Here is a 19991-nt window from a genome sequence, read left to right as displayed (position 1 = left end):
TGACTCGACATCAGGGAAACGCAACCTCAGCCGGTGGGCACGACGGGTGGGTGGGGAGGAGGGGAGCGGAAGGTGCGTCAGACCGCCATGCCGTACACGATGGTGAACAGGGTGCCGAGGGAGCCGATGATGAAGACGCCGGTGAGGCCGGCGATGATGAGTCCCTTGCCCTGTTCCGCGCTGAACGTGTCGCGCAGGGCCGTCGCGCCGATCCGCTGTTTGGCCGCACCCCATACCGCGATGCCCAGGCAGAGGAGGATGGCCACGGCCATGACCACCTCGATCATCACCTTGGCCTCGTTGCCCAGGCTGCCGAAGGGGCCCCAGTCCGGAGCGATCCCGCCGATGATGGTGTTGATGTCTCCCTTGTCGGCCGCAAAGAGCATGTAAGTCACCGCCCCTGGTGGGTAGTTCCGCGAGCGCCCCTGCGGTGTGCAGAGGTCAGGCCTCATTGTCGCCGACAACGCCGCCAACGTATGTCGACTTGACGTCATTGACTGACGTGTTTCGTACGAATGGCACGTATGGTCACTCTGTGTATCACGGCAGGTAACCCCGGGCAACGAGGTCCGACCGGAACCTGTCGTGTGGTTCTGTCGTTGACCCCTCTTACGGCCGGGCAGGGTTTCCGACGGCCGCTCGGGTGAGGCGCCGACACGATGTTCTCACGGGCGGCGGGGCGGGGAACGGGCCAGGCTCGGGCGCCCGGTGAGCCGCCGTCAGCGTGGTTCGAGTCCGTGCAGCAGCAGGTGGACGTGTTCGTCCAGGCCGGCCAGGGTCTCCTCCGCGTCGAGGGCGCAGCTGGCGATGAGGGCGGCCAGGCCGTGCAGGCTCGCGGCGGCGACGGTGGTGATGCGCTCGGGGTCGCCCTGGACGATCTCGCCCCGGTCCTGGGCGTCCGAGATCATCCGGGTGATGGAGCCGAGGGACCGGTCGACCGCCGCCGTGAGCTGGGCGGAACTGTCGGGGTCGTGCTTGCGCGCGAACATCAGTTCCAGGAGTTCGGGGTTGTCGACGGCGAAGCCGAGGTAGGCGCGGGCGAGCGCCGTCATCCGCTCCTCGAAGGACTGGTCCCGGGGCTCGGCGGCGGCGGTGGTCAGGGACTGGTTCATGCGCTCGTACCCGTCGAGCGCCAGGGCGTCGATCAGTGCCCGCTTGTCCTTGAAGTGCCGGCCCGGGGCGGCGTGGCTCACGCCGAGGTCACGGGCCAGTTCGCGCAGCGAGAGTGCGCCGATCCCCTTGTCGCGCAGCGTGCGCTCGGCGCTCTTGAGCAGGGCGGCGCGCAGGTCTCCGTGGTGGTAGGGGCGGCTCGTGGGCATGCGGCTCATCGTATCTCGATGTTGTCGGCGTCAGCTTTGTTGGCGGCGGCACCATTGTTGTCGTTGACACCATTGTTGTCGATGCCTACATTGGCGCCATGGCTGAGACGACCGGAGCGCGCGGCAAGCGCGACAAGTGGAACGCGACCGACCTGACCGACCTGACCGGCCGTACGGCCGTGGTCACCGGCGCCAACAGCGGCATCGGGTTCGCCGCCGCCCGGGCGCTGGCCGGGGCCGGGGCGCACGTGGTGTTCGCCGTGCGGGATCTCCGGCGGGGCGGCGCCGCCGCGGCCCGGGCCGGTGGCAGCACCGAGGTGCGCCGGCTGGACCTGGCCGACCTGGACTCGGTGCGCGAGTTCGCCGCCGGCTGGGAGGGCCCGCTGGACGTGCTGATCAACAACGCGGGCGTGATGATGCTGCCCGAGCAGCGCACGAAGCAGGGCTTCGAGATGCAGTTCGGCACCAACCACCTCGGGCACTTCGCGCTGACCAACCTGCTGCTGCCCCGGGTGACCGACCGCGTGGTCACGGTCTCCTCCGGCCTCCACCGCGGCGGCGTGATCCACTTCGACGACGTCAATCTGACCGGCCGCTACTCCCCGACCCGCGCCTACGCGCAGTCCAAGCTGGCCAACCTGCTGTTCACCCTGGAACTGCAGCGCCGGCTCACCGGGGCCGGCTCGTCGGTGCGGGCTTTCGCGGCCCACCCCGGCTACGCCGCCACCAATCTGCAGAGCCATACGGCGAACCCGCTGGTCAGGGCCTTCATGGCCGCCGGCAACAAGCTGTTCGCCCAGGACGACAGGGCCGGCGCCCTGCCCACGCTCTACGCGGCGACCCAGGACCTGCCCGCGGCGGCCTACGTCGGCCCCGACGGGCTCGGCGAGATGCGCGGTGCCCCGGCCCTGGTCGGCCGTAGCGCCGCGGCGAGCGACCCGGAGGCGGCCCGGCGGCTGTGGACGCTGTCCGAGGAGCTGACGGGCGTCGAGTGGAGCCTCCCGACCCCGGACGCGGCGACCCCGGGCGCGGCGACACCGGGTGCGGTGACGCCCGCGCGGTGACGCCGCGTGGTGACGCCCGCGCGGTGGTCCCGGAGCGCGCTGACGTCGTGCCGTGGCCGTGGCCCAGGGCTCGGTGACGCTCGGTGAGGTGACGCCGGGTGAGGTGGCGCCGTGCGGTGGCCGGAAGGCGCGGTGACGCCGGGTGAGGTGGCGGCCGGTGCCGGGGCCCGTGGGTGGCGTTCCAGGCTCCGCCGCGCCGCCGCGCCGCCGCGCCGCCGCCCCGCCGCGCCGCCGCCCCGGCGTTCCGTGGCTGCGGTGGCGGACCACCGGTGGTCCACAGGAAAATCTCAGTGAAGCCGGAGCGGGTTTCTCACTTTCGCGGGAAAGAGTGGGGCCTGATGAAGCGCAGCTCACGCATCTCACGAAGCCCGGTCACCTCGCGGCCCGCGCTGCTCGGGGCCGTGGTGATGCTCGCCCTGACCTCGGCGTCCGTGGCCGCCGCCTCCGACGGGCCGGGGCCCCTCGGGGTGACCGCCGACGCCGTGGCGAACCGGCACTCCGCGCGGGTCGGCGCGCTCTTCGGGACCGACCGCGCGGGCGGCCTGGCCGGCGGCCACTTCTGCACCGCCTCGGTGGTGCACAGCCCCGGGGGTGATCTCATCGTCACCGCCGCGCACTGCATGACGGACGGCGACGGCCTGCTGTTCGTGCCCGGTTACCGCGACGGCCGGGCGCCGTACGGGGTGTGGAAGGTGACGAGGCGTTTCCTGCCCGAGGGGTGGGTCGAGGACCGGGACGAGGACAGCGATCTCGCCTTCGCCGCCGTCGCCGGTCCGGACGGCCGGCCCGTCGAGGACGTCGTCGGGGCCGAACGGTTCGCGACCGGGGCGGCCACCGGCGCCACCGCGGTGACCGTCACCGGCTACCCGGACGCGAACGAGGTGCCCGTCAGCTGCACCAACAGGCCGGCCCCGGACAGCCGCACCCAGCAGCGCATCGACTGCCCCGAGTTCACCGGAGGAACCAGCGGCAGCCCCTGGGTGAACGGGGACGGCCAGGTCGTCGGCGTCCTCGGCGGCCACGAGCAGGGCGGCGCCACGGCCGACGTCTCCTACAGCGTGGTGCTGCGCAGCGAGGCGGCTCGGCTGTACCGGGAGGCGGCGGCCGGCTCCTGAGGCGGCGTCATACCCGTCCCGCGCCCGCGAAATGACGCCACTTCGCTCACAGATGGCCTTGAAACGCGCCCGCATGGGGGAAAGTTGAACCGTGCGGAAGGTATGGGTGATGGGTGGGGCGGCGGTCGGGCTCGGCATGGGCTTCGTCATGCTGCTCGTCGTCGGGGTGTACGTCGTCGCCGGCAATCTGGTCAACGGGGTGACCGCGGGCAGCCGCGGGCTCGCCGAAGGAGCCGTACCGGCCGCGTACAACCAGCTCGTGCAGCGGTGGGGGAACCTGTGCCCCGCGCTCAGCCCCGCGCTGCTCGCCGCCCAGCTGTACCAGGAGAGCGGCTGGAATCCGAGGGTCGTCAGCCCGGCCGACGCACGCGGCATCGCGCAGTTCATCCCGAGCACGTGGGCGACGCACGGCATCGACGGCAACGGCGACGGCAGGCGCGACATCTGGGACCCGGATGACGCGATTCCATCGGCCGCTTCGTACGACTGCGAGCTCGCGAAGTACGTGGAGGACGTGCCCGGGAACACCTCCGACAACATGCTGGCCGCCTACAACGCGGGCGCCTACCGGGTCATAAGGGCGGGCGGGGTCCCGGCCATCAGCGAGACGCAGAACTACGTCCAGCGGATCCGCAGCCTGGAGAAGAGCTTCGCCGCCCCGGTCAGCCGGATCGACCCGACCCGGCAGGCGGCGGGCGCCATCACGTTCGCCCAGAGCAAGCTCGGCACGCCCTACCTGTGGGGTGGCGAGGGCACCGCTGACCAGGGCGGACGCTTCGACTGCTCGGGGTTGACCAAGGCCGCGTACGAGACGGTGGGCATCAGCCTGCCCCGGGTGGCCAACGACCAGTACAACGCGGGGCCGCACCCCTCGCGGGACCAACTGCTCCCCGGGGACCTGGTGTTCTTCTCCGACGATCTCACCGATTCCCGGGCCATCCGGCACGTGGGCATGTACGTCGGCGGCGGGTACATGATCGACGCTCCGCGGACGGGCGCCGTGATCCGGTTCGACCCGATCGACACCCCCGACTACTTCGGGGCGACCCGGGTAACCGAGGATGGCGCAAAAGCGCTCCCCACGACCGTGTGAACCGAGCGTGAACCTGCCCCCTGAGCTGCGGTGATGGGTTTCTCTTCGATAACGTCTGCGTGATCATTCAGTGGAGAGTGGAACGTATTGAGGGTGGCTGTGCGTTCCTGTTGACGTAGCCGAGCGGACGTCAGTACGGCAGTGCAGCGGAAGCGGATCTACGCACCACGGGGGGCAGCAGCGACGCACGCGCAGTGCGTCCGGGAAGACGACGAAGGGGCCACAGCACCATGGCTGTACTCGCCGAATCCGGATCGAACCCCGACGTCGACCTGCTCTACGACATCAACGGCCTGGCCAAGGACGCCCCGCACTGGTTCGACCGGGCCATGGAGTTCGTGGGCGAGTACGGCCTGCTGCTCGCGATGGTGCTGCTGATCCTGTGGTGCTGGTGGTCCGTGCGGCGCCGGGGCGGCGAGGAGGCGGCGCCCTCGGTGGCCGCGCTGGTGTGGGCCCCGCTCGCGGCCGGACTCGCGGTCCTGGTGAACGTCCCGATACGGGGCTTCGTCGAACGCCCCCGCCCCTTCGTCGACCATCAGGGCCTGGACGTCCTGGTCTCCGGCAAGACCGACTTCTCCTTCGTCAGCGACCACGCGACCATCACCATGGCCCTGGGCGTCGGACTCTTCGTCGCCAACCGGAAGTTCGGCCTCGCCGGCATCGGTCTGGCCCTGCTGGAGGGCTTCTGCCGGGTCTACATGGGCGTGCACTACCCCACCGACGTCGTCGGCGGCTTCGCGCTCGGCACCGCGGTCGTGCTGCTCCTGTCACCGCCGGCCACGGCGCTGCTCACCCCGTTGATGCGGGCCGTGGAGCGCTCGCCGCGGGCCGGCCGGCTCGTGCGGCGCCGGTCGCCGGCGGCGGATCGCCCGGACTCCCTGCTGCCCGGCGCCCGCACGTCCCTGGAGACCGAGGAGCGCGACCTCGCGGCGTAGGAAGCGCCGCCGCCCCCTGCGCGGGAGGGGCGGGGGAGGCGCCACCGTCTCCCGCGCAGGCCGCGCAGGCCGCGCAGGGAGCGCTGCGGCCTCGCGCGCAGGCGGCGCGGGACGCGCGGGGAGCTACAGCCCCTGTGCGTAGGAGAAGAAGCGGTGCGGGTCGTACTGCTTCTTCACCTTGGCCAGTCGCGTGGCCCCGTCCCCGTAGTACGCCTTGCGCCAGTTCGTCAGCGTCGGGTCCGTGTAGTTCTGGTAGGCGGCCCCCGAGGCGTACCCCTTCATCGCGTTGTGGGCCGAGGTCAGCCAGGACTGCGCGGTACCGCCGGAGGCCCCAGCGCCCCACGAGGCGATGTACTGGGCCAGCATCCGCGAGCGGCGGTGGACGAACGCGGTCGCGGTCGGGGAGACCCGGTTGACGGCGCCGCCGAGCGCCGTGAACGCGATGCTGCCCGCGCCGCCGCGTACCGAGCCGATCTGCTTCAGCACGGTCTGGATGCCCGCGGAGGACAGCGAGCGGTCGAAGAAGTCCGAGCGTGCCGCGTAGGTCTCACGGCCCAGCCTGCCCTGCGGGGAGCGGCCCGGGGTGGAGCCGGGCAGATGGCACTGGGCGTCGGCGGAGAAGGAGGAGCAGCCGGCGTAGACCTCCATCGCGTCCTCGTAGCCGCGGCGGCGCAGGGAGACCGAGGAGGCGTTCGCGCCGGCCTTGTGGGCCAGGCGGTCCACGGCGTTCTGCAGTTCGCCGTAGGTGCCGAGGGAGAAGCAGGAGACGGAGACGGTCGGGGTGCGGCCCGGCGAGCAGGCCAGGTGCAGCGAGGACCAGATCTCGTCGGGCTGGCTCGGGCCCCAGTCCTGCCAGGCCTTGAGCACCTGGGCGGCCTTGGACCAGGGCCAGGTCATGTAGGCGGTCACGGCCTGCGGCGCGGCGTGGGTCCTGAAGTGCAGTTCGGTGACGACGCCGAAGTTGCCGTTGCCGGCGCCGCGCAGCGCCCAGAACAGGTCGGAGTGGTGGGTCGCGTCGGCGGTCACCTGGGTGCCGTCGGCCGTGATGAGGGTGGCCTGGGTGAGGCTGTCGCAGGTCAGGCCGTAGGCGCGGGAGGCGACGCCGTGGCCGCCGCCGAGCACCAGGCCGGAGATGCCGACGGTGGGGCAGGAGCCCGCGGGTATGGTCACGCCCTTGGCGGCCAGCGCCCGGTAGACGTCGATCAGCTTGGAGCCGGCGCCCACGACCGCCTGCCCGCCGCCGACCCGGACCCGGTTCAGCCTGGACACGTCGAGGATCAGGCGGTTGTCGCCGGAGGAGTAGCCGGCGTAGGAGTGGCCGCCGTTGCGTATCGACACCCGGATGTCGTGTGCGCGGGCGTACGCCAGGGTCGTACGGATGTCGGCGGTGTGCGCGGCATAGGCGACCGCGGCGGGCTTCAGGCCGTCGAAGCGGGTGTTGTACAGCTGGTGGGCCGTCCTCCAGGAGGCGTCGCCGGGGCGCAGCAGGGAGCCGTCCAGGTCACGGGCGAGGGCCGACCAGTTCGCGGCGGCGGTCGCGCTGGTGGTCCTCAGTGACGTGAGGGACGACGAACGCGACGGCGCACCGGTGTGCGCCGACCCGGGGGCGGAGTGCCCCTCACCCGCACCGCACGCGGTCAACGCGGTCGTCGCCAGGGCGGCCGCGCCGCCCGAGATGAACGTACGCCGTTCCATGTCCGTCGCCTTTCCTCGGCTCTCCCTGGAACGAGACGACGTCATGTCCACCGGGGTTCCCCCGAACGGGTGAGGAGCGCCGAAGTCGCGCCCGTGTCACCCGTTCGCCGGAACCTCCACGTGCTCTCCCCGTGAGCATTCCGTGACCTCACCGGGCCGACGGCAGGGGTTCACCCCTCGTTCACTTACGACCATCGGCGGCTTCACCTGTTCTGCCTAATTTCGGCCTTACCAGGTGCGGAGCGCGGTGATCGATGCGCTCACGCACTCACTAGCTCGCACGCCGCCGACGCGGCGGCTCCTGGAAGGAACCCCCGAAAGTGAAGCTTCAGCGCAAGAACCGGCTGCGCGCCGTCTCCCTCGGTGCGATCGCCGTCTCCGGCGCCCTGGCCCTGACGGCGTGCGGCTCCGACGACAACGGTGGCGGAAGCAAGGCGTCGGGCAACCCGTCCACCGCTGTCAGCGCCGGCGCGATCAAGTGCGACGACGCCAAGGGTCAGCTCCTCGCAGACGGCTCCTCCGCGCAGAAGAACGCGATCGACGCCTGGGTGAAGAACTTCTCCCAGGCCTGTGGCGTGCAGATCAACTACAAGGGCGGCGGCTCCGGCGCCGGTGTGACCGCGTTCACCCAGGGCCAGGTCGCCTTCGCCGGTTCGGACTCGGCGCTGAAGCCGGAAGAGGTCACCGCCTCCAAGCAGGTCTGCAAGGGCGGCCAGGGCATCGACCTCCCGATGGTCGGCGGCCCGATCGCCCTCGGTTACAACGTCCCGGGTGTCGACAACCTGGTCCTGGACGCCCCGACGCTCGCCAAGATCTTCGACAGCAAGATCACCAAGTGGAACGACCCGGCGATCGCCAAGCTGAACAAGGGCGTGAAGCTGCCCGACCTGAAGATCCAGGCGTTCCACCGCTCGGACGAGTCCGGCACCACGGACAACTTCACCAAGTACCTGATCGCCACCACCCCGGACAACTGGAAGTACTCCGGCGGCAAGGCCTGGCAGGCCAAGGGCGGCCAGTCCGCTCCGCAGTCCGCGGGTGTGGCCCAGCAGGTGAAGCAGACCTCCGGCGCCATCGGCTACTTCGAGCTGTCCTACGTCAAGGACGGCATCAAGGCCGTCTCCGTCGACACCGGTGCCAGCAAGCCGGTCGCGCCCAGCTCCGAGAGCGCCACCGCCGACATCGCCGCCGCGCAGGTCGTCGGCACCGGCAAGGACCTGGCCCTGAAGCTGGACTACAAGACCAAGGCCGAGGGCGCCTACCCGATCACCCTGGTCACCTACGAGATCGTCTGTGACAAGGGCAACAAGTCCGACTCCCTGACCGCCACCAAGTCCTTCCTGCGCTACATCGCCAGCGAGGACGGCCAGAAGATCCTGCCGAGCATCGGCTACGCGCCCGTGCCCGACGAGATCATCACCAAGGTCCGCAGCACCATCGAGGGCCTGAGCTGACCTGATCCGTGAGTGCGGCCCGATCCCGACAGGGGCCGGGCCGCACCGTCCGGTGCACCGCCGCCACGAGCCTCGCCCCCACCGGGCAGGGCTCCGCAGACCGGAGAACCCGATGGACATATCGACGACAACCGACGTTCCTCCCCCCACTCCACCCCGGCACACGGCCGCCGAGCGCAAGCGCAGCGCCCGCGGCGCCGGCCGCCCCGGCGACCGCATCTTCCTCGGTCTGTCCCGTGGCTCCGGCATCCTGCTGCTGGTGGTCATGGCCGCGATCGCGGTCTTCCTCGCCTATCGCGCGTCCCTCGCGATCAGTAAGGACCACGGCAACTTCCTGACCGCGTTCGAGTGGAACACCAGCCTCGTCCCGCCGACCTTCGGCATCGCGGTCCTGGCCTTCGGCACGATCGTCTCCTCGGTGATCGCCATGGTCATCGCGGTCCCGATCGCGGTCTCCATCGCGCTGTTCATCACGCACTACGCACCGCGCCGCATGGCCGCCCCCGTCGCGTACGTGATCGACCTGCTCGCCGCCGTGCCGTCCATCGTGTACGGCCTGTGGGGCGCGCTCGTCCTCGTGCCCCACATGAACGGCCTGTACGGCTGGCTCAACGACTTCTTCGGCTGGACCGGCGTCTTCTCCTGGGACGAGGGCGCGCCGCGCTCGATGCTCACCGTCGGCATCCTGCTCGCGATCATGATCCTGCCGATCATCACCAACGTGAGCCGCGAGGTCTTCCGCCAGGTCCCGCAGATGCACGAGGAGGCGGCCCTGGCCCTCGGCGCCACGCGCTGGGAGGTCGTCCGCATGGCCGTCCTGCCCTTCGGGCGCTCCGGCGTGATCTCCGCCTCGATGCTCGGCCTGGGCCGTGCCCTCGGCGAGACGATGGCGGTGGCCACCGTGCTCTCGCCGTCCTTCGACATCCAGGCGAGCCTGCTCAACCCGGGTGGCGGCACCTTCGCCCAGAACATCGCCAGCAAGTTCAGCGAGGCGAACGAGTTCGGCCGTGACGCGCTCATCGCCTCCGGTCTCGTCCTGTTCGTCATCACCCTGGTGGTCAACGGCGCGGCCCGGCTGATCATCGCCCGCCGCGCGGAGTACTCGGGGGCCAACGCATGAGCACCGCAAGCCTGACCGACAAGGCCCCGAGCACCCTGCGTGGCGCCAGCCTGCCGAAGTGGTCGCCGTGGGCGATCGCCGCCGGCTCCGTGGCCCTCGGCATCGGGATCTCGCTGGGCGCCGGTCTGGACAGCAAGATCCAGTGGGGTCTGATCGCCGCCGTCCTGTTCGTCCTCGGCACGTACGCCGTCGCCGCGCGCGTCGAGGGCACCCGCCAGGCCAAGGACCGGGTCGCGACCAGCTTCGTCTGGGTCGCCTTCCTGGTCGCGGTGATTCCGCTGGTCTCCCTGATCTGGGTGACCGTCGCGCGCGGGGTGAAGGTCCTGGACTTCTACTTCCTGAGCCACTCGATGGGCGTCGTCGCCGACACCGAGGCCGGCGGCGGCATCTACCACGCCATCATCGGCAGCCTCGAACAGGTCGGCCTCGCCACCGTCATCGGTGCCCCGATCGGCGTGCTCACCGCGATCTACCTCGTGGAGTACGGGCGCGGCCGGCTCGCCAGGTCCGTGACGTTCTTCGTCGACGTGATGACCGGTATCCCCTCGATCGTCGCGGGTCTGTTCATCCTCAGCCTGATGCTGATCCTGAAGACCGGGTACTCCGGCTTCGCCGGTTCGCTGGCCCTGGCCATCCTGATGATGCCCGTCGTGGTCCGCTCCACCGAGGAGATGCTCAAGCTCGTCCCGAACGAGCTGCGTGAGGCCTCCCTGGCGCTGGGCGTGCCCAAGTGGCGCACCATCCTGAAGGTGGTCCTGCCGACCTCGATCGGCGGCATCACCACCGGTGTCATGCTGGCCGTGGCCCGGATCGCGGGCGAGACCGCGCCGGTGCTGCTGCTGGTGTTCGGCAACCCGTTCATCAACAACAACCCCTTCGAGGGTGCGCAGGCGTCGCTGCCGCTGTACATCTACCAGCAGTTCGCGAACAGCGCGGGTTCCGGAGCGGCGTACGACCGGGCCTGGGCGGCCTCGCTCACGCTGATCGCGTTCGTGATGATCCTCAACCTCGCGGCCCGCGGCATCGCCCGCTGGAAGGCCCCGAAGACCGGTCGCTGAGTCGCGGCCAACCCCGGCGACTGATCAAGACTTTTCTGGAAGTGAAGTAGACATGGCCAAGCGAATCGACGTAAGCGGTCTCACCGCCTACTACGGCTCCCACAAGGCGATCGAGGACATCTCGATGACGGTCGAGCCGCGCTCGGTGACGGCGTTCATCGGGCCGTCCGGCTGCGGCAAGTCGACGTTCCTGCGCACGCTGAACCGTATGCACGAGGTCACCCCGGGTGGCCGCGTCGAGGGCAAGGTGCTGCTCGACGACGAGGACCTGTACGGCGCCGGCATCGACCCGGTGTCGGTGCGGCGCGAGGTCGGCATGGTGTTCCAGCGGCCGAACCCGTTCCCCACGATGTCGATCTTCGACAACGTGGCGGCGGGTCTGCGGCTGAACGGCAGCTACCGCAAGAGCGAGCTGAACGACGTCGTCGAGAAGTCGCTCAGGGGCGCCAACCTCTGGAACGAGGTCAAGGACCGCCTGAACAAGCCGGGATCCGGCCTCTCCGGTGGTCAGCAGCAGCGTCTGTGCATCGCCCGCGCCATCGCGGTCGAGCCGAAGGTGCTGCTGATGGACGAGCCCTGCTCGGCCCTCGACCCGATCTCCACCCTCGCCATCGAGGACCTGATCGGCGAGCTGAAGGAGCGCTTCACGATCGTCATCGTGACGCACAACATGCAGCAGGCGGCGCGCGTCTCGGACCGTACGGCGTTCTTCAACCTGGCAGCCGTCGGGCAGCCGGGGCGCCTGGTCGAGATCGACGACACCGAGCGGATCTTCTCCAACCCGTCCGTCCAGGCCACGGAGGACTACATCTCCGGCCGCTTCGGCTGACGGACGCCGCCGCCCGGCCGAGCCGGGCGGTCTCGCCGAACCCCTCGCGGTGCTGCATGGCGGTGCCACCGCGAGGACGCAAAGGGCCCGCCCCCGGTTTCCGGGGGCGGGCCCACGCATTGGCCCGGTGGTCCCGCATCCCCCGGCGCCGGGCCGTCCGGCCGGGCAGGGGGAGCGGCCGGGGCTCGGCTAGAGGACCGTCAGGTCGACGAGGCCGAAGGCCGCCGCCGCGACCAGTCCGGCCGCCGGCATCGTGATGAACCAGCCGAGGACGATGTTCTTCGCCACGCCCCAGCGGACGGCGTTCACGCGCTTGGTCGCGCCCACGCCCATGATCGCCGAGGTGATGACATGGGTCGTGGAGATCGGCGCCTTGAAGATGAACGCGGTCGTGAACATGATCGACGCGCCCGTCGCCTCGGCCGCGAACCCCTGCGGCGGGTCCAGTTCGATGATCTTGCGACCCAGGGTGCGCATGATCCGCCAGCCACCGGCGTACGTGCCCAGGGACAGCATCACCGCACAGACGATCTTGACCCAGACCGGGATCGGGTCGCCGAACGTCTCGTGGCCGGAAATCACCAGGGCCAGCACCACGACACCCATGGTCTTCTGGGCGTCCTGCAGACCGTGCCCCAGCGCCATCGCGGCCGCCGAGACGGTCTGCGCGATACGGAACCCGCGCTTGGCCTTGTGCGGGTTGGACCGGCGGAACAGCCACATGATCGCCGTCATGACCAGGTAGCCGACGATCAGGCCCACGAACGGCGACACGAACATCGGGATGACGATCTTGTCGAGGACGCCGTGCCAGAGTACGTCCGTGCCGCCCGCCAGCGCCGCGCCCACCATGCCGCCGAACAGGGCGTGGGAGGACGAGGAGGGCAGGCCGAAGTACCAGGTGACGAGGTTCCAGACGATCGCGCCCAGCAGGGCGGCGAAGAGGATGCCCATCCCCTTCGACCCCTGGGGTGTCTCGATCAGGCCCTCACTGACCGTCTTGGCGACGCCGGAGCCGAGGAAGGCGCCGGCGAGGTTCATCACGGCCGCCATGGCGAGGGCCGCCCGCGGGGTCAGCGCCCGCGTCGACACCGAGGTCGCGATCGCGTTCGCGGAGTCGTGAAAACCGTTCGTGTACGTGAAGAAGAGCGCGACCGCGACGGTCACGATCAGAGCGAAGGTGTCCATCGACGCCTCAGGACTCCTTGACGGCGATGGTCTCCACCGTGTTCGCCACGTGTTCGAACGCGTCCGCCGCCTCTTCCAGGACGTCCACGATCTGCTTGAGCTTGAGCACCTCGATCGCGTCGTACTTGCCGTTGAAGAGGTGCGCGAGCAGCTTGCGGTGGATCTGGTCCGCCTGGTTCTCCAGGCGGTTCACCTCGATCCAGTACTCGGTGAGGTTGTTCAGCGTCCGGAGGTTCGGCATGGCCTCGGCCGTCAGCTCGGCCGCGCGGGCCAGCACCTCGATCTGCTGCTCGACGCCCTTCGGCAGTTCCTCCACGTTGTAGAGGACGACCAGGTCGACGGCCTCCTCCATGAAGTCCATGATGTCGTCGAGGGAGCCGGCGAGGGTGTAGATGTCCTCGCGGTCGAACGGCGTGATGAACGAGGAGTTCAACTGGTGGAAGATCGCGTGTGTGGCGTCGTCGCCGGCGTGTTCCGCGGCCCGCATACGCTCTGCGATCTCGGCCCGGCCGGAGGCGTCCGCCCCGAGCAGTTCCATCAGGAGTTTCGAGCCTGTGACGATGTTGTCCGCAGAGGCGGCGAACATGTCGTAGAAGCTCGTCTCCCTGGGGGTCAGACGAAAGCGCACGTGGGGTCCTCGGGGTGCTTCGGTTTCGGTCAGCCTGATGCTAGGCGCATCATCCGGCCACGGCTATCGGGCCGTCCCCCAGTGTCGCCCATCAGGCAGAGTGATCATCACGGGGGCGTCCCAGGGGCTCCCTACCCGGCAAAGTTCGATACCATATACCCTGTAGGGGTATGTATCCGAAGCTTGTCCCGAGACGGAGGCCCGCGATGACGACGACCGAGGCCGGCGCCACGCACGGCTACCACAAGCAGAAGGACGAGCACCTCAAGCGGCTGCGCCGGATCGAGGGCCAGATCCGCGGCCTGCAGCGGATGGTCGAGGAGGACACGTACTGCATCGACATACTCACGCAGGTCTCCGCCTCCACCAAGGCCCTGCAGTCCTTCGCGCTCCAGCTGCTGGAGGAGCACCTGCGGCACTGCGTCGCGGACGCCGCCGTCAAGGGCGGTGACGAGATCGACGCGAAGGTGGACGAGGCGACGAAGGCGATCGGCCGCCTCCTGCGCACCTGAGCAGCGCCGTTTCCTGCGTACCTGAGCCGCAGCCCTGAGCCGCAGCGTCTCCTGCGCGCCTGAGCAGCGCCGTCTCCCGTGCTTCGACCGTGCGCCCGCCCGCATCGCTGCCCGTGCACGTGGCCGCGCCGCCCGCGCGTCCGGTGCCTCAGACCTGGGCCGACGCGCGTTCCTCGGCCACACGCAGCACCTCGTCGATGCTCTCGAGGCTGAGCCGCTCCTCCGCGGCCGAGGCCGCGATGATCAGCTCCCCGCACAGCTCGATCTCGGCGAGGGCCACGTGGTCCTGAACCTGCGTACCGCCGACCGCGGCCACCCGCCTCACCTCTTCTCCGCCGTCCCGACTTCCTAGAGTAGGCAGGGCTCCACACACGGCGCATGGCACGGACGGGCTACTTGAGGGGTGGCGCACCGGACTAGTGCGGTGGCTCGTTCTCGGCGATCCGGCCCGCGTAGATGTCCCCCGGGCGCGGCAGCTTCACGTCGACGGGGATCCCGAATCCGTACAGCAGGGTGGTCGAGGCCACCGCCACGGGGGTCTGCCTGCGGCCGTTGACGAAGCTGAAGCGCTGCCTGAGCTTGCGGATGCGGCCCTGGTCGTCCAGGTAGGCGTCGAACGCCACCTCGGTCGTGGCGAACCCTCTCGCCGCGGCCGCGAGGGGCGCCCGGTTCTCGGCGGAGGCGGACCGCGCGGCACGGCTCAGGTCCGCCGTACCCCGGAAGTGCCGGACCGGGGTGCCACCGACCTCGGTCCTGCCGACGTAGGCCGCCGTACGCGTCCCGCGCAGCACCTCGGCCGCCACGTACGGATCGGTCGCGCCGCCCGTGACCAGGTTGCCGTCGGACAGCGACGCGGTATCCACCCGGACCCATTTGTCGGCGGGCACGCCCGCGCCCCGGTTCTTCATGAACAGGGCGCCCGGGGCGAGCAGTTCGGTGATCGGCCGGTGCTCGGAGGCGCCCGCGGGGTCCTCGGGCAGGACGACGGTCAGCTGGCCGAGCCGGTGCCGGTAGTCGTAGACGCCCTTGCCGCGGATGGTGACGCGCGTGCCGCCCGTGGCCATCTCCATCGAGGTGCCGGCCTTGGAGCTGCCCGCGCCGCGCAGCGTGTCGGCGGCCCGGTGCAGGGCGGCGACCGGGTCGTCCACGCCCTTGACGTCGTCGGCGGCGGCGCTGCTGCCGGTACAGCCCGCGGCACCGCCGCCGAGGCCGAGCATGATGCCCACCGCGAGGACCGTCCTGCCCGCGCGCCTGTGCTGCCGCAGATCCATCGCCCGCCTACCCCCAGCCGGTCGTCCGCCATGGGATCCCTGTCGTTCGGTTAACGACGGGTAGGGGGCACCGTCACGCGCCGCCGGCAGCCGCGGGCGGGGCGGGCAGGGCCGGGGACGGCCCCTCGGCGAGCCGGAGAGGGACCGGAGGGAGCCGGGAGAAGGGCGGGAGAAGAACCGGAGAGGGGCCGTACGAACGAGGTGCAGGCGTGGTGGGTAACGTTGTCGGTGTGGCAGTCACCGGGGCAGAGCAGGACGGGCCGGAATCTGCCCGATCCGGGCGGGAACACCTCACGACGACGACCGAGCAGGGCCGCTTCAGCGTGGCCAGATGCAGTTGTGGGTGGCGCGGTCCCGCCCGCCGGGCGCGCAGCCAGGCCCGCACGGACGCGGCGGGGCACACGACGGACCTGTGACGGGGCTCAAGCCCGCCGCAGGTGGCCGGACGGCCGGAGGAAGGCGTCCACCAGGTCCCGGTCCCGGGGCTGGGTGAGCCGGTCGCGGGCCGCGGCGGGGGAGAGCCACAGGATCCGGTCCACCTCGTGGTTCGGCGTGAAGTGGCCGGAAATCGCCCGTGCCGCCCAGTAACGCACCTCTTTGGGGCGGCCGTTGGCCGGATAGCACAGCGTCGGCAGCTCGCTGCCCGGCTCCGCCGCGTACCCGGTCTCCTCCGCGACCTCGCGCAGGGCACCCGCGAGCGCGTCCTCACCCCGCTTGAGCTTGCCCTTGGGGTGGGACCAGTCGTCGTACTTCGGCCGGTGGACCAGGCAGATCTCCAGGTCCCCGGCGACCGGCGAGCGGCGCCAGAGCACACAGCCCGCCGCCAGGACCACAGTGTCGTCCTCGTCCACACCGCCTCCTCGCCGGATCAGGGCGCGCCCACGGTCTGCTGCTGCCAGGCCTGCTGGAACGCGAACCGGGCCGCCTCCACCTCGTGCCGCTGGTCGGCGTGGAGCACGCCGAGCGCGTACGCCGTCGCGGGCGCGATGCGGGGGGTGCGGGCCGCCTGCGCGGCCGCCGCGGCGGCCTCCGAGGCGTCCCGGTGCCGGTTCAGGGCCCGGCCCGCCGCCAGCAGCCGTACGTCCACGGGGGGTCGCGCGAACGTCCGGCGCTCCAGCGGGGAGGCGCCGGCCTCGGCGCTCAGCACCTCCCGGGCGTACCGGTGCAGGCGCAGCAGCAGGCGGACCTGGTGCCAGGGGCCGTCCTGGGGGTGCGGCGACGGGTCCGGGGACAGGCCGTGGACCAGGGCCTCCGCGTTGTAGGGGTGGCCGGCGGTGATCAGGGGCAGGGCGGCGACGGCGTCCGTGAGGCGTTCCTGCGCCGCGGCGGCGAGTGAGCGCAGCCCGGTGGCGGGGGCGGTCGGGGTGAGGGGCACCTCGCTGGCCAGGACGGCGACCTTGTCCGCGACGGCGTGGAAGCGGGAGGAGCCGAGCGCCTGGAGCGCCGTGGAGTGCGCCCGGGTCCGGGCGAGGGTGAGCTGGCGTTCGAGCAGGGCGCCCGCCTTGGCCGCGCCCACGGTCAGGTTGCCGCGTTCCGGGACCGGCGTGGGCCTGGCCGGGCCGGCGGCGACCGGGCCACCGGCGCTCTCCGGTGCCAGGGCGGCCGGCCGGGCCGTGCCGGTGGAACCGCCCGGCCGGGCCGACCCGGCGGCACGGGTGCCCGCGACCGCGTCCACCGGAGCGACGGCCACCGCGGTGACCGTCTGTGCGGGCAGCGCGGTCGAACCGGACAGCCGGTGCAGCGCGAGCAACAGCCGTTCCAGCCGCGCCTCGTAGGCGTGTTCCAGGCCCAGCGTGCCCGACAGCCAGGCCAGTTCCGGGCGCATCTCCTCCGACCAGTCGGAGTCGAGCAGGGGGCGGAAGGTGTGCAGGCTGCCGCTGATGCGGCGGGCCGAGCGGCGCAGGGCGCGCGCCGCGTCGACGGTCTCCTCCGCGCCGCCCACGGGAGCGCCGCCGGTCTCCCGGTGCAGGCGCAGGGCGCGGAGGAACTCCGTGGCCTGGGCGCGCAGGTATGCCGCGAGGGCATCCCCGGTCACCGCCTCGGCCGTGGGGTCCGTCGGGTCAAGGTGTCGCTGTGCCACGCCGGCGCCTCCGGGCGTCTATGAGCATCTCCTGGACGTTGCGCAGGGGTTGGCCGTCCGCGTCGGTCGCGTGCCGCGTCCACTCGCCGTCCGGACCGAGGTGCCAGGAGGCGGTGCCGTCGGACATGCCGGTGTCCAGCAGCCGGTTGAGGGCTGCGCGGTGACCGGGGTCGACCACCCGGACCAGGGCCTCTATCCGGCGGTCGAGGTTGCGGTGCATCATGTCGGCGCTGCCGAACCACACCTCGGGCTCGCCGCCGTTGCCGAAGCCGAACACCCGGGAGTGTTCGAGGAAGCGGCCCAGTATCGAGCGGACCCGGATGTTCTCCGAGAGGCCGGTGACGCCGGGGCGGACGGCGCAGATGCCCCGCACCCAGATGTCCACCGGCACGCCCGCCTGGGAGGCCCGGTAGAGCGCGTCGATGACGGCCTCGTCGACCATGGAGTTGACCTTGATGCGGACGAAGGCCGGACGGCCCGCCCGGTGGTGCTGGGCCTCTTTGTCGATCCGCGCGATCAGGCCGTCCCGCAGGGACTTGGGGGCCACGAGGAGCCGGCGGTAGGTCTCGCGGCGGGAGTATCCGGACAGGCGGTTGAAGAGGTCGGAGAGGTCCGCGCCGACCTGCGGATCGGCGGTGAGCAGGCCCAGGTCCTCGTACAGCCGGGCCGTCTTCGGGTGGTAGTTGCCGGTGCCGACGTGGCTGTAGCGGCGCAGGGTCTCGCCCTCCTGGCGGACCACCAGCGACAGTTTGCAGTGCGTCTTCAGGCCGACCAGGCCGTAGACGACGTGGCAGCCGGCCTCCTCCAGTTTGCGTGCCCACTTGATGTTGGCGTGCTCGTCGAAGCGGGCCTTGATCTCGACCAGGACGAGGACCTGCTTGCCGGACTCGGCGGCGTCGATGAGCGCGTCGACTATCGGGGAGTCACCGGAGGTGCGGTACAGGGTCTGCTTGATGGCGAGGACGTCCGGGTCGCCGGCCGCCTGCTCCAGGAACGCCTGCACGGAGGTGGAGAAGGAGTCGTACGGGTGGTGCAGCAGGACGTCCCGGGCGCGCAGGGCCGCGAAGATGTCAGGCGCGGACGCCGACTCGACCTCGGCGAGGTCGCGGTGGGTGCCGGCGACGAACTTCGGGTACTTCAGCTCCGGCCGGTCCAGGCTGTGGATGCGGAAGAGGCCGGTGAGGTCCAGCGGGCCGGGCAGCGGGTAGACCTCGGCCTCGGAGATCTTCAGCTCGCGCACCAGCAGGTCCAGCACCTCGCGGTCGATGGACTCCTCGACCTCCAGGCGCACCGGCGGCCCGAACCGGCGCCGCATCAACTCCTTCTCCAGGGCCTGGAGAAGGTTCTCGGCGTCGTCCTCCTCGACCTCCAGGTCCTCGTTCCGGGTGAGCCGGAAGGCGTGGTGCTCCAGCACCTCCATGCCCGGGAACAGCTCCTCCAGGTGCGCGGCGATGACGTCCTCCAGGGGGACGTACCGGCCGGGCGCGGCCTCCAGGAAGCGGGACAGCAGCGGCGGCACCTTCACGCGGGCGAAGTGCCGGTGGCCGCTGACCGGGTTGCGCACGACGACGGCCAGGTTGAGGGAGAGGCCGGAGATGTAGGGGAAGGGGTGCGCGGGGTCCACGGCCAGCGGGGTGAGGACCGGGAAGATCTGGTGCCGGAAGAGCGTGAAGAGCCGCGCCTGCTCCTTCTCGGCCAGCTCGCTCCAGCGGACCAGGTGGATGCCCTCCTCGGCGAGCGCGGGGGCGACGTCCTCGTGGTAGCAGGCGGCGTGCCGGGCCATCAGCTCGCGGGAGCGGGCCCAGATCATCTCCAGTACCTCGCGGGGCTGCAGGCCGGAGGCGGAGCGGGTGGCGACACCGGTGGCGATGCGGCGCTTGAGACCGGCCACCCGGACCATGAAGAACTCGTCCAGGTTGCTGGCGAAGATCGCCAGGAAGTTCGCGCGCTCCAGCAGCGGTGTGTTCGGGTCCTCGGCCAGCTCCAGGACGCGTTCGTTGAAGGCGAGCCAGCTGCGCTCCCGGTCGAGGAAGCGGCCCTGCGGCAGCGGGGCCCCCTCGCCCTGGGCCTCCTCGTACACGTCCAGGTCGGCGTCGAGGTCGGGTTCCAGATCGGAGACCACGGCGGCCACGGTGTGCGGCCGGTGCGCGGCGATGGAGCCCACGGAGGGCTGGGTGTGCTGGAGCGGTGCCTGGGCGTCTGGCTGACTCATGACCCCATTGTTCCGCGCCGCCGGCATGACGGGCGCGTCGGAGCGTGCGGGCGGGAGGGTCACGGCCCCGTTCTGCGCCGGCCCCTCGGGGGGCGGCGAAGGCTCTGGCACGGCGGGCTTCATTGGCCGAGCGTCGCAAGCCTGGCTGAATCGATGGTTACGGCGACATGACGTGCGGGATAGCGCGGGGCGGCTCCCGGAAGTCAGCGCCGCGGAGACGGCCGCTCGCGCACCGTGCCGGACGCGACCCGGCGCCGGGATCCGCACCGTGCGGGACCCGGACGGGGACGGACCCGCACCGTGCCGGACCCGGACGGATCCGCGCCGAACCCGCCCCGTGCGGGACCCGGACGGGGACGGATCCGCGCCGAACCCGCCCCGTGCCGGATCCGGACAGGGGCGGATCCGCACCGGAGGG

The 19991-nt window shown here is 71.2% G+C and carries 20 protein-coding genes; 10 read left to right on the top strand and 10 right to left on the bottom strand.

Annotation, left to right across the window (positions count from 1 at the left end; translation table 11 throughout):
- Positions 1-77 precede the first annotated feature (77 nt).
- Together ACGFT2_RS11740 and ACGFT2_RS11735 are read right to left on the bottom strand one after the other, a co-directional pair.
- Entirely contained in the window at positions 78-386 is a 309-nt protein-coding gene (locus ACGFT2_RS11740) for a hypothetical protein (RefSeq protein ID WP_014673544.1), read from the bottom strand.
- Between the two features lie 333 nt (positions 387-719).
- Positions 720-1328 carry a TetR/AcrR family transcriptional regulator gene (locus ACGFT2_RS11735; protein ID WP_393276248.1) on the bottom strand — a complete coding sequence of 203 codons (609 nt, stop codon included), beginning with the start codon at positions 1326-1328 and terminating at the stop codon, positions 720-722.
- Between the two features lie 89 nt (positions 1329-1417).
- Between ACGFT2_RS11735 and ACGFT2_RS11730 the strand changes: the two genes are divergently transcribed.
- The 4 genes from ACGFT2_RS11730 to ACGFT2_RS11715 all read left to right on the top strand — a co-directional run bounded on the left by ACGFT2_RS11730 (position 1418) and on the right by ACGFT2_RS11715 (position 5526).
- Positions 1418-2383 (top strand): oxidoreductase, encoded by a 966-nt coding sequence (locus ACGFT2_RS11730; protein WP_393276245.1) that lies wholly within the window; start codon positions 1418-1420, stop codon positions 2381-2383.
- Positions 2384-2721: 338 nt separating this feature from the next.
- Entirely contained in the window at positions 2722-3498 is a 777-nt protein-coding gene (locus tag ACGFT2_RS11725) for a trypsin-like peptidase domain-containing protein (RefSeq protein ID WP_393276242.1), read from the top strand.
- Between the two features lie 91 nt (positions 3499-3589).
- Positions 3590-4591, top strand: a complete 1002-nt coding sequence (locus ACGFT2_RS11720; protein ID WP_393276239.1) for an NlpC/P60 family protein — start codon at positions 3590-3592, stop codon at positions 4589-4591.
- 230 nt (positions 4592-4821) lie between these two features.
- Positions 4822-5526: a phosphatase PAP2 family protein gene (locus ACGFT2_RS11715; protein WP_393276236.1), complete on the top strand. Its 705-nt coding sequence runs from the start codon at positions 4822-4824 to the stop codon at positions 5524-5526.
- 123 nt (positions 5527-5649) lie between these two features.
- On the opposite strand, the gene ACGFT2_RS11710 is transcribed toward ACGFT2_RS11715, so the two are convergent.
- Positions 5650-7221, bottom strand: coding sequence for an FAD-binding oxidoreductase (locus ACGFT2_RS11710; RefSeq protein WP_393276234.1), 1572 nt, complete (start codon positions 7219-7221; stop codon positions 5650-5652).
- Between the two features lie 320 nt (positions 7222-7541).
- On the opposite strand from ACGFT2_RS11710, the gene pstS reads away from it, so the two are divergent.
- From pstS to pstB, 4 genes are all read left to right on the top strand, one after another.
- Positions 7542-8675 (top strand): phosphate ABC transporter substrate-binding protein PstS, encoded by a 1134-nt coding sequence (gene pstS, locus ACGFT2_RS11705; protein WP_393276232.1) that lies wholly within the window; start codon positions 7542-7544, stop codon positions 8673-8675.
- A 112-nt stretch (positions 8676-8787) separates the two neighbouring features.
- Entirely contained in the window at positions 8788-9795 is a 1008-nt protein-coding gene (gene pstC, locus ACGFT2_RS11700) for a phosphate ABC transporter permease subunit PstC (protein WP_393276230.1), read from the top strand.
- Complete coding sequence (gene pstA / locus ACGFT2_RS11695; protein WP_393276228.1) at positions 9792-10853, top strand: phosphate ABC transporter permease PstA; 1062 nt, start codon at positions 9792-9794, stop codon at positions 10851-10853. The genes pstC and pstA overlap by 4 nt, the downstream gene beginning before the upstream one ends.
- 52 nt (positions 10854-10905) lie before the next feature.
- A complete protein-coding gene (pstB, locus tag ACGFT2_RS11690) occupies positions 10906-11682 on the top strand; it encodes a phosphate ABC transporter ATP-binding protein PstB (protein ID WP_393276225.1) in 777 nt (258 codons plus the stop codon).
- 189 nt (positions 11683-11871) lie between these two features.
- Here the strand turns inward: pstB and ACGFT2_RS11685 are convergent, their stop codons facing one another.
- Positions 11872-12870 (bottom strand): anion permease, encoded by a 999-nt coding sequence (locus ACGFT2_RS11685; protein WP_393276222.1) that lies wholly within the window; start codon positions 12868-12870, stop codon positions 11872-11874.
- 7 nt (positions 12871-12877) lie between these two features.
- Positions 12878-13498, bottom strand: coding sequence for a DUF47 domain-containing protein (locus tag ACGFT2_RS11680; RefSeq protein ID WP_393276219.1), 621 nt, complete (start codon positions 13496-13498; stop codon positions 12878-12880).
- Between the two features lie 206 nt (positions 13499-13704).
- On the opposite strand from ACGFT2_RS11680, the gene ACGFT2_RS11675 reads away from it, so the two are divergent.
- Positions 13705-14010, top strand: coding sequence for a metal-sensitive transcriptional regulator (locus ACGFT2_RS11675; protein WP_353598716.1), 306 nt, complete (start codon positions 13705-13707; stop codon positions 14008-14010).
- A 148-nt stretch (positions 14011-14158) separates the two neighbouring features.
- On the opposite strand, the gene ACGFT2_RS11670 is transcribed toward ACGFT2_RS11675, so the two are convergent.
- Together ACGFT2_RS11670 and ACGFT2_RS11665 are read right to left on the bottom strand one after the other, a co-directional pair.
- Positions 14159-14326, bottom strand: a complete 168-nt coding sequence (locus tag ACGFT2_RS11670) for a hypothetical protein (protein ID WP_393276216.1) — start codon at positions 14324-14326, stop codon at positions 14159-14161.
- A 100-nt stretch (positions 14327-14426) separates the two neighbouring features.
- Positions 14427-15281 carry a hypothetical protein gene (locus ACGFT2_RS11665; RefSeq protein WP_393276213.1) on the bottom strand — a complete coding sequence of 285 codons (855 nt, stop codon included), beginning with the start codon at positions 15279-15281 and terminating at the stop codon, positions 14427-14429.
- Positions 15282-15511: 230 nt separating this feature from the next.
- Here ACGFT2_RS11665 and ACGFT2_RS11660 point away from each other — a divergent pair, with 230 nt between their 5' ends.
- A complete protein-coding gene (locus ACGFT2_RS11660) occupies positions 15512-15697 on the top strand; it encodes a hypothetical protein (protein WP_393276210.1) in 186 nt (61 codons plus the stop codon).
- 6 nt (positions 15698-15703) lie between these two features.
- Here the strand turns inward: ACGFT2_RS11660 and ACGFT2_RS11655 are convergent, their stop codons facing one another.
- Genes ACGFT2_RS11655 through ACGFT2_RS11645 form a run of 3 tightly spaced genes read right to left on the bottom strand, consistent with a single transcriptional unit; the run spans position 15704 to position 19696 of the window.
- Positions 15704-16132 carry an NUDIX hydrolase gene (locus ACGFT2_RS11655; RefSeq protein WP_393276207.1) on the bottom strand — a complete coding sequence of 143 codons (429 nt, stop codon included), beginning with the start codon at positions 16130-16132 and terminating at the stop codon, positions 15704-15706.
- 17 nt (positions 16133-16149) lie between these two features.
- The gene (locus ACGFT2_RS11650; protein WP_393276204.1) at positions 16150-17361 is read right to left on the bottom strand and encodes a CHAD domain-containing protein; all 1212 of its coding nucleotides are present in this window, start codon (positions 17359-17361) and stop codon (positions 16150-16152) included.
- Positions 17342-19696, bottom strand: a complete 2355-nt coding sequence (locus tag ACGFT2_RS11645; protein ID WP_393276202.1) for an RNA degradosome polyphosphate kinase — start codon at positions 19694-19696, stop codon at positions 17342-17344. Before ACGFT2_RS11645 ends, ACGFT2_RS11650 begins: the two co-directional genes overlap by 20 nt.
- Positions 19697-19991: the final 295 nt, after the last annotated feature.

It is taken from the genome of Streptomyces sp. NPDC048514 (genome assembly GCF_043199955.1).
GTDB lineage: Bacteria > Actinomycetota > Actinomycetes > Streptomycetales > Streptomycetaceae > Streptomyces.
Note: the sequence above shows the minus strand (reverse complement) of the source record. Positions and strands in the feature narration are given on the sequence as shown.